This is a genomic window from Oceanobacillus sojae (genome assembly GCF_007991515.1).
GTDB classification, from domain to species: domain Bacteria; phylum Bacillota; class Bacilli; order Bacillales; family Amphibacillaceae; genus Oceanobacillus; species Oceanobacillus sojae.
Window position 1 is genome coordinate 73213 of the sequence record NZ_BJYM01000015.1, and the last position, 14270, is coordinate 87482.

Annotated in this window: 13 protein-coding genes; 2 read left to right on the forward strand and 11 right to left on the reverse strand. The window is 38.0% G+C overall.

Translation table 11 applies throughout. The annotated features are described in order from the left end of the window. Positions 1-55 precede the first annotated feature (55 nt). The 8 genes from OSO01_RS16950 to OSO01_RS16980 all read right to left on the reverse strand — a co-directional run bounded on the left by OSO01_RS16950 (position 56) and on the right by OSO01_RS16980 (position 8943). Positions 56-1468 carry an ABC transporter substrate-binding protein gene (locus OSO01_RS16950; RefSeq protein WP_147211630.1) on the reverse strand — a complete coding sequence of 471 codons (1413 nt, stop codon included), beginning with the start codon at positions 1466-1468 and terminating at the stop codon, positions 56-58. Positions 1469-1516: 48 nt separating this feature from the next. Then, positions 1517-3094, reverse strand: coding sequence for an aminomethyl-transferring glycine dehydrogenase subunit GcvPB (gcvPB, locus tag OSO01_RS23440; RefSeq protein WP_186813688.1), 1578 nt, complete (start codon positions 3092-3094; stop codon positions 1517-1519). Positions 3095-3112: 18 nt separating this feature from the next. Beyond that, on the reverse strand, positions 3113-4498 hold the full coding sequence (gcvPA, locus tag OSO01_RS23445) for an aminomethyl-transferring glycine dehydrogenase subunit GcvPA (protein WP_186813689.1): 1386 nt from the start codon (positions 4496-4498) through the stop codon (positions 3113-3115). Positions 4499-4517: 19 nt separating this feature from the next. Further along, positions 4518-5297: an SDR family NAD(P)-dependent oxidoreductase gene (locus tag OSO01_RS16960; RefSeq protein WP_147211631.1), complete on the reverse strand. Its 780-nt coding sequence runs from the start codon at positions 5295-5297 to the stop codon at positions 4518-4520. Between the two features lie 231 nt (positions 5298-5528). Next, the gene (locus tag OSO01_RS16965; RefSeq protein WP_147211632.1) at positions 5529-6578 is read right to left on the reverse strand and encodes an SPFH domain-containing protein; all 1050 of its coding nucleotides are present in this window, start codon (positions 6576-6578) and stop codon (positions 5529-5531) included. 36 nt (positions 6579-6614) lie between these two features. Next, positions 6615-7397 carry a TPM domain-containing protein gene (locus OSO01_RS16970; protein WP_147211633.1) on the reverse strand — a complete coding sequence of 261 codons (783 nt, stop codon included), beginning with the start codon at positions 7395-7397 and terminating at the stop codon, positions 6615-6617. Continuing rightward, a complete protein-coding gene (locus OSO01_RS16975) occupies positions 7394-8422 on the reverse strand; it encodes a TFIIB-type zinc ribbon-containing protein (protein ID WP_147211634.1) in 1029 nt (342 codons plus the stop codon). Before OSO01_RS16975 ends, OSO01_RS16970 begins: the two co-directional genes overlap by 4 nt. A gap of 11 nt (positions 8423-8433) precedes the next feature. Beyond that, positions 8434-8943 carry a hypothetical protein gene (locus tag OSO01_RS16980; RefSeq protein ID WP_147211635.1) on the reverse strand — a complete coding sequence of 170 codons (510 nt, stop codon included), beginning with the start codon at positions 8941-8943 and terminating at the stop codon, positions 8434-8436. 579 nt (positions 8944-9522) lie between these two features. Here OSO01_RS16980 and OSO01_RS16985 point away from each other — a divergent pair. Then, entirely contained in the window at positions 9523-10449 is a 927-nt protein-coding gene (locus OSO01_RS16985; protein ID WP_147211636.1) for a C40 family peptidase, read from the forward strand. A gap of 216 nt (positions 10450-10665) precedes the next feature. Continuing rightward, complete coding sequence (locus tag OSO01_RS16990) at positions 10666-11214, forward strand: GNAT family N-acetyltransferase (RefSeq protein ID WP_147211693.1); 549 nt, start codon at positions 10666-10668, stop codon at positions 11212-11214. 37 nt (positions 11215-11251) lie between these two features. Here the strand turns inward: OSO01_RS16990 and OSO01_RS16995 are convergent, their stop codons facing one another. The 3 genes from OSO01_RS16995 to OSO01_RS17005 all read right to left on the reverse strand — a co-directional run bounded on the left by OSO01_RS16995 (position 11252) and on the right by OSO01_RS17005 (position 14158). Further along, the gene (locus OSO01_RS16995; protein ID WP_147211637.1) at positions 11252-11923 is read right to left on the reverse strand and encodes a Crp/Fnr family transcriptional regulator; all 672 of its coding nucleotides are present in this window, start codon (positions 11921-11923) and stop codon (positions 11252-11254) included. Between the two features lie 71 nt (positions 11924-11994). Next, complete coding sequence (locus tag OSO01_RS17000) at positions 11995-12225, reverse strand: heavy-metal-associated domain-containing protein (protein WP_147211638.1); 231 nt, start codon at positions 12223-12225, stop codon at positions 11995-11997. Positions 12226-12256: 31 nt separating this feature from the next. Beyond that, complete coding sequence (locus tag OSO01_RS17005; RefSeq protein ID WP_147211639.1) at positions 12257-14158, reverse strand: heavy metal translocating P-type ATPase; 1902 nt, start codon at positions 14156-14158, stop codon at positions 12257-12259. Positions 14159-14270: the final 112 nt, after the last annotated feature.

The window sequence follows — 14270 nt, forward strand, 5'->3', positions numbered from 1 at the left end:
TGTTCACGCATTAATATATATCCATAATAGAAATTTGTTCAGAGTAAGGTTTATTTTACTGATGATCTTCCTCTGTATACGGCTCATAAGGTACCCAATCAGGGAATTGGAAAACTTCCCGTGTCACACTTTCATGTGCCTCTAATGCATCATCAAATGCTTTATTATAGGCAGATTCATAGGCCTCCAGCTCTCCTTCTAAATCAGATACCTGTCCTGTTAAATAACCCATTAGAATTTCTCCTGGCGATGAATCCGGTCCATTTTTCAGCACCTCTAATTGCACGTCCAGTGCCTCCGGGTTTACCGCGAGCGGATTAGGAACTTGAATACTCATTGTTGAAAAGATATCCTGAATATCCTCAATCTGTTCAAATGGAGCTTCTCCATCTACTAAATCAAATTCTTTAGCAATCGTTGCCTCTCCTACATTTACTAATTCTTCATACATATTATCCCTTAAAAATATTAAAAACTTCTCTACTTCATCCCAATGCTCGGTGTTATTAGATACAAACATACCATCATTACTGGACACGCCAAATTCACCATATTGCTTGCCGTCTGGATTTTTAGTAGGAAGCTGGACAACACCCCAGTCACTAAATTCATTCTCATCTTCCAGTAATTGACCAGTCCAGTTTCCGTCGATAAGGAATGCTGTTCTTCCTACTGCAAAATATTCTCTGGCAACTGTAGAATTTGTTTCTAATGTGAGCTGTGAGAGTGCATGTTCATCAAGCATTTCTTTAAGAAATTCAATTGTTTCAACATTACCTTCGTTATTAAAACTGTATTCGCCATTCACATAGTCCATTCTGCTCTCAGGAGAAAGCTCTGTAGCCATAAGCTGGACAAAAGCATCTACTAACCAGCCGGAAGTCCCACCGAATATCAAACCTTCTGTATTCCCGTCTGACTTTTCATATACTTCTTTTCCTACAGCAAGCAGTTCATCCCATGTTTCCGGAACAGTATCTATGCCTAAATCATCTAATACTGCTTTGTTGTAATACATCATATATGTTCCGCCTTTGAAAATCGGGAATAAGTAAATATTATCTCCAATTCTTGTATTTCCTTCGTCAAAAACACCTTCTGTATATTCTTCTTGTGCTTCCTCTGGAAATACACTGTTCAGCTCGTGAACCAAATCTAAATCTACCAGTTCATTCATTGAAAATGCATCCGTAATAAACATATCAGGTAAACTATTATCAGATATTGCCGCTTGATACTCTGCATCACTTGATTCTACATTTACATTATTCAATTCGATTTTAATATCTGGATTCTCTGCCTCAAATTCTTCAATTAATTTTGGAAAAAAAGTAGATCCAGACGCAAGATTATTCCATAATTCTAAAGTTACTTCATCGCGATCTCCATCAGCTTCCTCACTTTGACAAGCCGCTAATATCATCAATAAAAGAAAAGCGCTAAGCAGTACAACCAGCTTCCTTTTCATTTAAACCATCCTCTCATAAAATAGTTTCCTAATGAATGTCATACCTTTTTAAGTCTGTTTTTCTTTTGTATTCTTATACTTCTTCAAATAAGCCCTCCAGGTAATTGCCCAATGCTCCGGATCTTCAAAGTATTTATCGGTCGTAATTTTATGAATCGAACTGCAATGGGGTGCTGACTGTATAACCTCAGGAGATGTATACGCTTCATTGGATATATGAGTCAAGCTTCTAATATACTCGTCCAAATCCTCCTTTGAATAAGATTCTGTTGGTTCTAATGTAAATGGCTGCGGAACAACGTATGGATGATGACTTGTCCAATACTGATGGGCAAAGTCTGCCATTCTTCTTGAGATATCCTCTGTCGTAATGCCTGTATCCTGATACAATGGCTCCCAGCTGTAACGAACCTGTTCTAACCTGCCGCCTTCCGCATAAGGCACATCTACACCCTTTATTTCTTTTATTTTGCTGTATAAATAATTGTTATTAAGAACCGCTGTCTCAGAAACTGCTTTTAAACCATCAGGCCCCAGTGCACGAATCCATGCATATGCACGAATAATATTTTGAGCTACACCATAGTAAGAACGGACCTTGCCGATACTATGCTCTAAATTTGTGTTCAAAACATACTTTTCACCATGCTTCTCAATAATCGGCTTTGGTAAATATGGCTTCAACCTTTCGACGACACCGACAGCACCTGAGCCCGGCCCTCCACACGCATGCGGTGTAGAGAAGGTTTTATGAAGATTGAAGAAGCACATATCAAAACCTGCTTCCTTTGCCCGCGTAATCCCAAGCAGCCCATTTGCATTTGCCTGATCATAGTAGCAAATACCACCTGCATCATGGACAACCTTCGTAAATTTCTTGATTTTAGAATTATAGATTCCTGTATCCTCAGGATTTGCAACAACAAATCCGGCTGTTCTTTCAGAGACAGCATCTTTTAATTTTTCTAAATCCGGAAAGCCGTTTTCATCTGGATATAATGTGATTATCTTATATCCTTTTACTGTCGCAGTTGCCGCTTGTGAAGGATGCGAGAATATAGTGGTGATAATCTCATCCCTTTGTTCTCCTTCTCCATTTGCCTCATGGTATGCTCTTACCATGGATGCCATCATAAACAGTGCTTGGGTGCCCGACCCCGGCTGAAATGAAAAATAGTCCATTCCAGAAATTTCACGCAAATATAAATCTAGTTCATACGTTGCTTTCAAAGTGCCTTGAACTGTCTCTTCATCCTGCTTTGGATGAAGAGATCTTAACTTTTCCGAGGCAACAAGCTTTTCATTTACTACCGGGGAATACTTCATCGTACATGTTCCCTGACCAATTTCCACATTAAAAGCCGCTCCTAATGTTTCCTGTGACAGCCTAAGATAATGCCGAAGTACTCTGTTTTGAGAAATCTCCGGAAGCTCTGGTGCCCGGCTTCTCTTCAAATGACCTGGGAGCTTTGATACCCCGTCACCGATTGTAGATGCAATCTTCTCTTCTGTTCTTGGCGGTACAACGCCTCTTTCTCCTTTTTGATGAAGCTCGAATATGACTGGCTCATTCCACTTTGCCTGATGAAAATCTCTAACCTTCTTTTGGCTTTTAATCTCTTGCATATACTCACTTCCTTCCCTTTACAAAAATGAACGTAATTCCTTTGCTAATGCATCAATATCTGCTTTACTATGAACCTCTGTTACACAGAACAAGGCAGATTGCCCTAATTCCGGAAATTCTTCTGATAAATCAATACCTCCATAGATTCCTTTACTTAATAAATATTGATTAATTTCTGCCACTGTTTTTCCTGTCTCATTAAAATCGACAACAAATTCCTTAAAGCTTACATTGTTAAAGTAACTCGAGGTTATCTGTTCTATTTCATTAAGCTTCTTCATAGCATATTGGCTGCGCTGCATAATAGTCTGTCCCAGCTCGGCCATTCCCTCCGGCCCCATTAATGCAAGATAAACCCCAGCTGTAATAGCGCACATAGATGTTTGTGTTCCGACAGATTCTTTTCCTTTTTCCCGTTTTGCAAAAGAAGTTCTATCATAGAAAACATCTCCAAACCCGTATTCCCCTTCTTGACTCGTAGGAGTAATTCCAAATAATCTGGAAGGGAACTCTGAAATGTATTCAATCTCATCTCTTGTTGCAATAAAACCTGACTGTCCTCCGCCATAATTCATAGGGTTTCCTAAAGGCTGGAGCTCCCCGCAGATTATATCTGCACCATATTGAGCAGGCGATTCCAGTACACCTAATGAGATTGGATCAACACCAACAATCGTAATAACATCTGAGCTTTTAGCAATCCTGCTTATTTCTTCTCCTTGAGTTTCTAAAAATCCCAGATAACTTGGGTTTTCAAAATATATTGCTGCTGTCTGTCCTGAAATATTGTTCTTGAGATCGGTTAAATCTAATTCCCCTGTCGCTTCCTGATAGTCAATAAGCTTTATCTCTATATCCGGTGAACAGTAATTCCAAATAATTTTTAATCGCTCTGGTGCAATCGTTTTAGGTACAAGTGCTTCTCTCTTCTTTGTTAATCTGGACGCCATTCTGATAGCAGTTGCTGCTGCCTGTCCCCAGTCAAATGTCGGGACATTTACAACATCTACACAAAGTAATTCCGCCAGCAGGCTCTGGTATTCAAATAGCACCTGGAATCTTCCATGATCTTCATACTCATCTCCAGCGTATGCCGTTACAAATTCTGCTCTGGAAGCTATTTCATCACATACAGCCGGGATAAAATGCTGCCAGCATCCTCCTCCTAAAAAGCTGATTACTTCATTTGTTCCTTTGTTTTCCTGTAGTAAATTTCCGACTTCTCTTTTCAGCTCAAATTCGTTCAGAGCTTCCGGGATGTTTAATTTGCCGGTATATCTTAATTCATCCGGTATCGTCTGATACAATTCTTCAATACTTTCTATGCCAATTTCTTTAAGCATCTGCGTCTTTATTTCCGAGTTTGTATTTGGTAAATAAGGGTGTGTTATTGTTTTAGTCATTGTTTATCATCCTCCTTTATCACGCTAATCCTCCACCATCCACTACTAAAGTTGTTCCAGTAACCCATTCTGATAAATCACTTGCTAAAAATAAAACACCTTTTGCAATATCCTCCGGTGTACCAATTCTGCTCAATGGCCTGTCTTTACCTGAATCCTCTAAAAACTTTCCTTCTTCTTCATTCAGTTGTTTTGCCTCTCCTCTTAAAAGCGGTGTATCTGTATCCCCTGGGCAAATACTGTTTACTCTGATATTGTCACTGCCGTGGTCGATAGCCATTGCTTTTGTCAGGTTAACTACACCTGCCTTTGATGCACAATAAGAAACAGCGTTATCTCCTCCCTTTAGACCCCATCCAGAGCCTGTATTAATAATTGTGCCACCACCGCTCTCTTTCATAATCGGTATGACTTGTTTCGATAAAAGGAATATGCTCTTTAAAGAAACATCCATGACTAAATCCCATTCCTCTTCCGAATGCTCCAGCAAATTTTTACGCTTGATTACACCTGCATTATTAAAGAGAATATCTATTTTATTGAAATCGCTTACAACTTTTTGAATAACTTCTTTTATATTTGTTTCAGAAGTGACATCACAAGTGATAAATACTGCACTTCCTCCACTATGTATAATTTCTTCTTCTGCTGCCTTCCCATTTTGTGCATTAATATCTAACAGAATTACCTTACATCCTAATTGAGCGAATAATTTAGATGTGGCTAAACCAATTCCTGAGGCTGCTCCTGTAATAACTGCAACCTTGCCTTTCATTCCAATCAAGCTCTCGAAATTCATACTCTGTCCTCCTTCTAAAAGTTTCTTAATTAATTAAATTAACAATATAGTAGCATAGTAATTTATTTTATGTCAATAGAATTTCTGTTATTTTTTGAAAATTCCCATTTAATTAAAAACGTACTATTCTTATTAAATTAGTCCTTTTAACGATGGCTAGTGAAATAAAAAAAGATACCATCTAATTAAGATGATACCTCCATTTTCTGATTTTCCAGTTGTTGTTCGTCTTTAAACCAGCTTATACCCACAATTTCCGCAAAAATTCATTCCTTGTGTTTTACTTCCACAGTTCGGACAGAAATTTGGAATGGATCCACTTGATTCATTACCTGAGGATTCCTGTTGATTCTGAGGCTGCTGATTTTGCTGTTGACTCTGATTTTGATTTTGTTGACCGCTTTGATTTTGCTGCTGTTGTTGATTTGGTGTATTTTGTTCGTTAGCACCGCTCATCATTTCTTTCGCCATATTCATACCCATCATCATACCAGCCATGTCCGTTGCGGAATTACCGCCATTGGATTTGCCAGAAGAAATCGCATCTGTCATAGCTACATCTTTATAACGGCCCATATCGCCAATCATACCGTGTGATGCTGTTTTTGTAATCATATCCTGAATTTCTTTCGGATAATTAAAGCTGATTATATTGAAGCCATTAATCTCAAAACCGTCCTTGTTCACCTGCATATCCAAATCTTCTTTGATTCCCTCACCAATTTCAAAGGAATTTGCCTGAAGATTAAACATATCCTTACCTTCTTTGGTAATCCACTTCATCAGTAATTGATCCAGAATCGCTGTGATTCTTAGACGGATATCCTCGACAAGGTAGCTGTCCTTAACTCCTGCAATATTATCAATCAGTTTCACATAATCTTTTACAGTAAATTGAAAGGTTCCGTTGGCTCGGATCGGCATCCCGCCAGGCAGCTGCGGTGAAGGAATATTTATGGCATTTTTTGTACCCCATTTTACAGTAAACTGTTTCGTGTTTACAAACAGCACTTCCACACGCATTCCACTGTTAAATCCAAATTTAAATCCTTTCAATGTAGATAGAAAAGGAATGATATCTGACTCTATTTCGTATTCTCCCTCATCTTTAAAAACACCTTCAATTTTTCCCTGGTTAAAAAAGATAGCATCCTGACCGGGGTGAATAATTAATTTACTCCCTTTTTTAATTTCCCTGTTATTCCATTTCCAGAAAATCATATCATCTCGAAACTCTTCCCATTCTACAACATTTGCTAACTGACCTCTAAAAAAACCCATTATTTAGATCATCCTTTCTATATAGCCTTCTATAAGTTAAAATTTACCGCGTGCTCCAGAATGTGAATGACCTCCTCTTGTCATTCCACCTCCGCCACCTCCGCGGCCACCTCCAGTGTTTTTCTGAATTTTTGTTTTCGTAACGGTTTGACGCAAGTATCTATCTGACTTGTTTTTCACGCGTGAATTATTTGCATCAAGATACGTGCTTGCATTAGTTGTTACACGTCCACCCATATTAAAAATCATTGAGCCGACCACAGCTGCCCCAATTATAACAGCAACCAATAAATGAAACCATGTCTGAAGTAAAAAACCATCTGGATTTACTAATGGACTGACTCCCATATATTTATCTACTTTTTCAAAATATAATAAACTTGCATCATAATAATCATTTGCTGATAAATTTGGAATGATCTGATCTACGATTTGCTGTCCACGATCACTATCTATATATTTTTCCCCTTCATAAAAACCTGCTACATATAGGTCGCGATCTCCTGGCCCCTTAGAAAAATCAAGTCCCAAAATAACAGTATCTCCATGATTTCCATCATATCCGGGTCCCTGTTCATCATAGAAATCCTCAATGTAGGGTTCAATATCTATTCCATCCTGCTCGCCCTTCGTCAAAATAAGAATATCAATCTCATTCTCTTCACTATACTCAGCTGCTCTCTGCTCCAGGTCGGTCCTCTCATTATCGGTAAATATATTTGCATCATCGTAAATATACTGCTTCTCTGCAAAAACTCCAGGAATAATAAATAAAGATATTAGTAAAAGAAAACTGGCTGTGATTATATACTTTCTCATAAAATATCACCGCCCAGCATAATAGCTATTGTTTTGAATAAAACAAATGATCCGCCGGCAATGCCAGAAAACCAGAGTGCAGCCTTTGAATAGCTCAGCGGCGGCTTACCGACAATTTTCCCTGTCTGTCCGTTCATCGCAAATGTATGCTCCTGTTTATCAAAATCATAATAAACCATCCAAACCGGTAAGAGCACATAATAGCTATTTGCTTTCTTTGTACGGATATTCTTCTGTTCATAATTTACAGAGGTGTAGCCCCGTACAGTTGAACCTATATAAGTATCCAAAAATCCTCTGATTTTTGCTTTTACCCGATCAAACAGCTCATCATCGGTATAATTATATTTTTCTGCTAAATAACCAGCTAAATAAGGTGTTTTAAAGCCTTCCAGCTTGTTGTAGTCATAAGGCTCTAATTTATCCATCAGCTCATCATCCATTTTTTCTGATGCATCCACAGGAACCTTTAAATAACTGATATCAATATCCCGGTGTACCCGATAATACTTTGTCTCTGTATAACGGTAATCTCCGCGCCGGTATGTACGCACCTTGGTTCCTGTTGCCTTCACCTCTACATCATTATCCAGGTCATACATCCAAAACGGGACGTACATTCCGGTAATATTTTTGACGCGGTCAGCTGTCATAAAGCCCTTTGGTGTCAGCCTGCCATTTTTACACCATTTTTTAAATGCCTGCATCGCTTCCTCTTTGCTGATGGTAAATGGTATAACTTTAGCAGGGGCCAGCTCACCGGATAATCGATCAGCAAGAACCACTCCTGCACCGCAAAAGCTGCATGATGTCGCTGTTGTATCTGCATCTGTCAAGACAACAGCTCCACAGTTTTCACAATGATATTCTTTCGCCTCATCTTCTTCAAAAGACTGCGTAATATTTACATCATCAAATGTATCAATATGCTCCTCATGACCACAGCTATCGCAAGCCAAGTGACCAGATGCACTGTCAAATCCCATATCCGCCCCACAATTAGGACATTTATAATGTACTAACATCCGTCTTCACCTCATTTTTCTGATCGCAATTCAAGCAGTGCCTCTGCCTCAGCAAGCTCAAACTGAATTTTTTCTTCTTCTTTTGCAGTATATTTTATTATATCCGCTTCATTTTCTTTAGCCGTAGTTTCTCTCTGCATTGCGTCGAGCCGGTCAAAGGTTTCATTAAACGTCTGGCTCATCCGCTCATAGCTTTGCTTGAATGGAACCATCTGAGCTTCTAAATCATAGTTTTGCTTTTGCAATTTTTCAATCTCTTGGAGTGCCGCTTCTCTTTGTATTTGAAAACGGCTTTTTTCATTAGGTTGTTCTGTTCTTTCTTCATACTTTGCAAATTTATCTGCAAGGCTCTGTTTTTCTATAATTTCTTCATTTATTCTTGTTATATTTACTTGAATTGTATCTATTTTGGCACGCATTTCCCGCATTATCCTATCCATTTCTTTTTTACTTTTCTGTAAGTTTTGCCTGCTTTTCTTTGCTTCTCGTTCAGATGAATAAAAGCCTCTAAAAAAACCCATTCTGAATCATCCCTTTCTTCCGAGCTTATGTATTTGTACGTTTGAATATAATAAAAGGTTTCATCGGTATTTTCATTTTGCAGACCAGTTACCAGCAAATAACTCTTGTAATCTGGCTAATTACACCTTAAAGGATACCGTATTTTCTTCAGGATTTCTAATTATCTTTGAAAAAAGAGAGATTTATTTTACAGGATTGTAATAAAAATAGCTTTTCGACATGAAAATGAAATGAAAAAACAGTGAATTTCTCTGAAAATATTGATGTAGACAATATCGAAACGTGTCTAATCCTGTAATATATTTTAATAATTTGTTATCGTTCCTTAAAAATATGGACACCTTCTTGTGATATCTCTATGTTAACTTGTACATAGTGAAAAAAATAAACGCTCACCTAACAGCTTAATGAGCGGTCAAGATGTTCATGTCCATTACTCTAGTTATCAATCAATTCGTATTTCTCTCTGACTAGTAGCAGGAGTTTTACGGACAAGCACATCATGATGGAATGAAATCTTCTACATAGGTTTCTATTTTTCAACAAAATTATAGTAAAAATTTTAAGGAGGAATTCTTTTGGCACCATCGAATCTTAACGCAAAAAAGTATGTAATTTCTACTGCATTTGCAGCAACTCTAGCTCTTACTCCAGTGGTAGGATCCAGCGTATTAGCTAATGCAGGAGAAGGATCTTCTGAGGGAGATATCACCTACGAAGAAAGTAACCTCCCAAATATTAATGCAGAACAATCTTCTGAGACAGAAACTCCGTCTGCAACAGTTAATTCTTCTCTTATTCAACAAGGTGATTCAGGTTCAGGAGTAGAAGAATTACAAAGTTCATTACAAAATCTTGGTTACTCTTCCAGCAATGTAGATGGTATCTTTGGTGAACTTACTGCACAAGACGTAAGAAATTTCCAATCTGATCAAGGATTGCAGGTAGATGGTATTGTAGGACCAGCTACTTCTGAAGCATTAGGAAATCCTGTTGAGGCAGCTCCAGAAGCGCCAAGCTCTGAAGAAGCTTCTGAACCGGAAGCAGATGAAGGTGAGCTTGTAATTGAGGAAGTAGATAATTCTGACGACTCTAGTGAAACAGAAGCACCTGCTACAGCCAGCGGGGCAAATATTGTAGCTGCAGCAGAAAGTGCACTAGGAATTCCTTATCAATTCGGAGCATACACACCAGGAGACCCAAATCCTTCTGCATTAGACAGCAGTGGATTAATCAACTATACATTTGAACAAGTGGGTATCAGTGTTTCCCGTACACACGCTGGAATGTGGGCAAATGACGGAGTGCATGTAGATTCTCCAAGCCCTGGCGATGTTGTTTTCTTCGAAGGAACTTACGATACAGCCGGTGCATCTCATAGCGGAATCTACATTGGTAATAATCAAATGATTCACGCAAGCAGCGGAAGCGGTCAAATGGTTGTTGCAGATATGAGCATTGATTACTGGCAAGACCATTATCTTGGAGCTAAATCTTTTCAATAATAATTTTTAAAACAGGCGTAAGCAGTTACGCTTGTTTTTTTATGTCCACATTTCTAACCATTTTTTGTTATAATCAATGTAATTCAATCTAAAGGAGCTGATTTAAAATGAAACAGGTTATACAGGTGATTGGAAAGTAAAGATATTTTCCCTTTTCAATCATTTTTCATAGAAAAAATCAAACAAAAATGAAGTGAAAAGGAGATTCATCATTTGATGTATACAGATAATAACCTTACGATTCGCACTATTAAAAAAGAAGATTTACCACGTTTGTGGGAACTGATTTTTAAAAATGAAAAACCGGAATGGAAAAAATGGGACGCCCCTTATTTCCCACATCAGACAAAACCGTTAGAAGCCTATTTGTCAGAGCAAGAAGTTTGGTTAGCTTCCGAAAATTGCTGGATTGTAGAAGTTGACGGTCAGGTTCGGGGAACAGTTTCTTATTACTGGGAGCACGAGCCTTCATCCTGGCTGGAAATGGGTATTGTATTACATGAAGCAGAATCCTGGGGGAAGAGCATCGGCACACGAGCTTTGAGATTATGGATTAATCATCTCTTTAACCATTTACCCCTCGTACGTGTCGGTTTAACTACCTGGTCCGGCAACCAGCGGATGATTCGAGTAGCGGAAAAACTCGGGATGCAGATGGAAGCACGGATTCGGAAGGTCCGGTATTACAATGGAGAATATTATGATTCTATCCGTATGGGGATGCTGCGCGAGGAATGGGAACAGCAATATTACAGTAATTATTAATCTAAAAAAGACAGGTCTTTTACGAGACTTGTCTTTTTTAGATTAATAATAAACGGTTCTCCAATTCCTTTTTATCATGAAGTTTTATTTTATTTCTATTCCTTTTAATAAGTCCTTCTTTTTCCAGCCATTTTAATTTTCGGGAAACTGTTTCTGGTGTTGTTCCCAAGAAAGAAGCTAATTCTTTCATTTTCATTGGAATTTCTACTTGCGCTGATTCAGTGGTTTTATATAAATCAAGGAGATACGTCATTAAGCGTTCTTCCACTTTTTCCATCATTAAAAATCGGGTTTGCTGTTCTGCCTCCATCATTTTTTGGGCATTGATTTCTAACAGCTTCAAACTTAATTGCGGATACTGCAATAATATTTTTTGAAAATCCTCCTGTGTTAACAAGCAGACTTCTGTTTGTTGCAATGCTTCAGCAAATAGATTTTCATTTCGGGCTCCTAACAGCAAACCTTCCCCTTCATAGCCACTGGGTCCGACAACTCTTAATAATTGCTCGCGGCCAGCTGCTGAAAGTTGATATACCTTCATATTTCCACGTGCAACCACAACTAATTTCGGGTCTCCATCGGGTGTAATAATCTGCTCTCCTTTTTCAAAAATACGATGATTTACCAGCGGATTAATCAACCTTTGATCTTCTAAATTCAAATGATGAAAAAGTGGTACTGCGGCTACACATAAATGCTCTTGGTTCATCGTAAGCCCTCCGTTTCAAAATCCGGCTTTATTTAAGAAATTGAATAAAGCTGAGAATCTATCTTCTTTTCTCAATTATATGCCTGTACTTTTGTATTTTCTACTGTATAACCCAGATTTTCAATAACTCCTGTTAATTTGTCAGCACTTGTTTCCTTATTATCAATTTCCGCTTTTACCTTGCTGGCATTAAATAGTACATTAACCTTTTTAACACCCTGCTGCTTCCGAACAGCACTTTCAATTTTTTGGATACATGATGGACAAGTTAGGCTTTCTAATTGAATTATTACTTTTTCCATGAATAACCCCTTCTTTCTTTTATTTATATTTTTATTGTGCTTCTAATTTTTCATTTAGTACTTGATAGCTATCAAGTTTTTCAAATTTTGTACGATAACGTAATAGACGCATCCCATTGATAACAACTGCTAAGATGCTTAATTCATGTACCAGCATACCGCTGGCCATGTAAATATATCCGAAAACTAATCCGATAAGCAGAAAAATCACTGTACCCACGGCAATAATGATATTTTCTTTCATATTTGCTACTGTTTTCTTTGCTAAACCAAAAGCGTGAATTAATTTTTTAAAATCAGAATGTATTAAAACAATATCAGAGGTGTCCACCGCTACGTCCGTGCCATTTCCCATTGCAATTCCTACATCTGCTAAAGCGATAGAAGGACTATCATTCACACCATCACCGACAAAAGCTACCGTTCTTCCTTTATCTTGAAGCCGTTTCATAAAGCTGGATTTATCTTCTGGAAGGAAGTCACCATGGATCTCCGTTATTCCCAATTCATTTCCCACCATCTCTGCTGTTGTCTGATTATCTCCTGTCAACATTACAAAATACTTTATTCCCATTTGTTTTAATATCCGCAGCGTTCCTTTTGCATCTGGACGAACTTGGTCTTTAACACCAATTAACAATGCCAGCTGATTATTAATTGCTGCAAACACCGTAGAATTTCCTGATTGTTGGAGGCGGAGTAAGTCCTGTTCTGCTTGACTGTTTACTAAAACAGCATGATTCTCCATTAATGTTTGATTACCAATTATTATTTTCTGTGCATCGATTTGTGCAATAATTCCCTGTCCTTTCACAACTTCTGTTTTATTAATTTTTGCATATCTGGTTTCCCTCACATAGTCTAATATTGCTTGTCCCAACGGGTGCTCTGATTCTCTTTCCACACTGGCAGTCAGCCAAAGCGCTTCTTGTATATCATCCGTATACGCTTTCACTTCAGAAACTGCCGGCTTGCCATTGGTTAATGTCCCTGTTTTATCAAATATCATTGTATCTACTTTACTAACTGCGTTCATCAATTCACCGTTCTTTATTAAAATGCCATTCTTTGCTCCATTTCCAATTCCGGCAACGTTAGAAACAGGTACACCAATAACCAATGCTCCTGGACATCCTAAAATCAAAATCGTGATTGCCAAGTGGATATTCTGAAAAAGAAAACCGACGATAAACGCAAGCAGCAATACAATCGGCGTGTAGTACTTTGCAAAACGGTCAATAAATCGTTCCGCTTTAGATTTATTATCCTGTGCTTCTTCAACAAGTTCAATAATTTTTCCAAAAGTCGTGTCTTCCCCTATTTTCTCAGCTTCTATCTTCAACGTACCATTTTCTAAAATTGTACCGGCAAACACTTTCTCTCCGATTGCTTTGCCAGTTACCCTGGATTCTCCTGTCACGCTCGCTTCATTGATATAGCCATCCCCTTCTCGAATAGCACCATCTACAGGGATTTGTGCTCCCGTTTTAACAAGAAGCAAATCTCCTTTATTTACTTCCTCAATAGGAATTTCTTCTATGTCAGCTTTATCGATCCGTAAAGCACTGGCAGGTGCCATTTTTATGAGTTCCTGAATGGCTGAACGTGTTCTCTCTAGTGTCTTTTGTTCCAATAAACCTCCAAATAAAAACAGAAAGATAACAATAGCTGATTCACTGAACTCACCAATGATAAACGCTCCAGATACAGCAATAGATACCAACAATTCAATACTGATTATTTTTACTTTTAGTGCTTGATACGCTTGGATAAATATCGAAGGAATACCAATAACGGAAGCCATTATCATTGCAAGTGAATATCCTAAATCCCAATCAAATGAAAATTTAAAAATAAACCCTAGAACAATCAAAACACCGCCGATAAGTACAAAGGTATACTTATGTTTTATAAATAATTTCTGCAACTTCATTTTCTTTCCCTCCTCTCTGTTCACACTGTTATTTTATAATGAGGGAAAAAGAAAATAATTGATGACTATCAAGATATGAAAAAACACTCTCGAAAATGGTGATTTATTTCAA

What these genes read in the sequence shown, in the direction of transcription:
- OSO01_RS16950 (WP_147211630.1), bottom strand. Translation starts at nt 1,468, where the DNA reads ATGAAAAGGAAGCTGGTTGTACTGCTTAGCGCTTTTCTTTTATTGATG.
- gcvPB (WP_186813688.1), bottom strand. Translation starts at nt 3,094, where the DNA reads ATGCAAGAGATTAAAAGCCAAAAGAAGGTTAGAGATTTTCATCAGGCA.
- gcvPA (WP_186813689.1), bottom strand. Translation starts at nt 4,498, where the DNA reads ATGACTAAAACAATAACACACCCTTATTTACCAAATACAAACTCGGAA.
- OSO01_RS16960 (WP_147211631.1), bottom strand. Translation starts at nt 5,297, where the DNA reads ATGAATTTCGAGAGCTTGATTGGAATGAAAGGCAAGGTTGCAGTTATT.
- OSO01_RS16965 (WP_147211632.1), bottom strand. Translation starts at nt 6,578, where the DNA reads ATGGGTTTTTTTAGAGGTCAGTTAGCAAATGTTGTAGAATGGGAAGAG.
- OSO01_RS16970 (WP_147211633.1), bottom strand. Translation starts at nt 7,397, where the DNA reads ATGAGAAAGTATATAATCACAGCCAGTTTTCTTTTACTAATATCTTTA.
- OSO01_RS16975 (WP_147211634.1), bottom strand. Translation starts at nt 8,422, where the DNA reads ATGTTAGTACATTATAAATGTCCTAATTGTGGGGCGGATATGGGATTT.
- OSO01_RS16980 (WP_147211635.1), bottom strand. Translation starts at nt 8,943, where the DNA reads ATGGGTTTTTTTAGAGGCTTTTATTCATCTGAACGAGAAGCAAAGAAA.
- OSO01_RS16990 (WP_147211693.1), top strand. Translation starts at nt 10,666, where the DNA reads ATGTATACAGATAATAACCTTACGATTCGCACTATTAAAAAAGAAGAT.
- OSO01_RS16995 (WP_147211637.1), bottom strand. Translation starts at nt 11,923, where the DNA reads ATGAACCAAGAGCATTTATGTGTAGCCGCAGTACCACTTTTTCATCAT.
- OSO01_RS17000 (WP_147211638.1), bottom strand. Translation starts at nt 12,225, where the DNA reads ATGGAAAAAGTAATAATTCAATTAGAAAGCCTAACTTGTCCATCATGT.
- OSO01_RS17005 (WP_147211639.1), bottom strand. Translation starts at nt 14,158, where the DNA reads ATGAAGTTGCAGAAATTATTTATAAAACATAAGTATACCTTTGTACTT.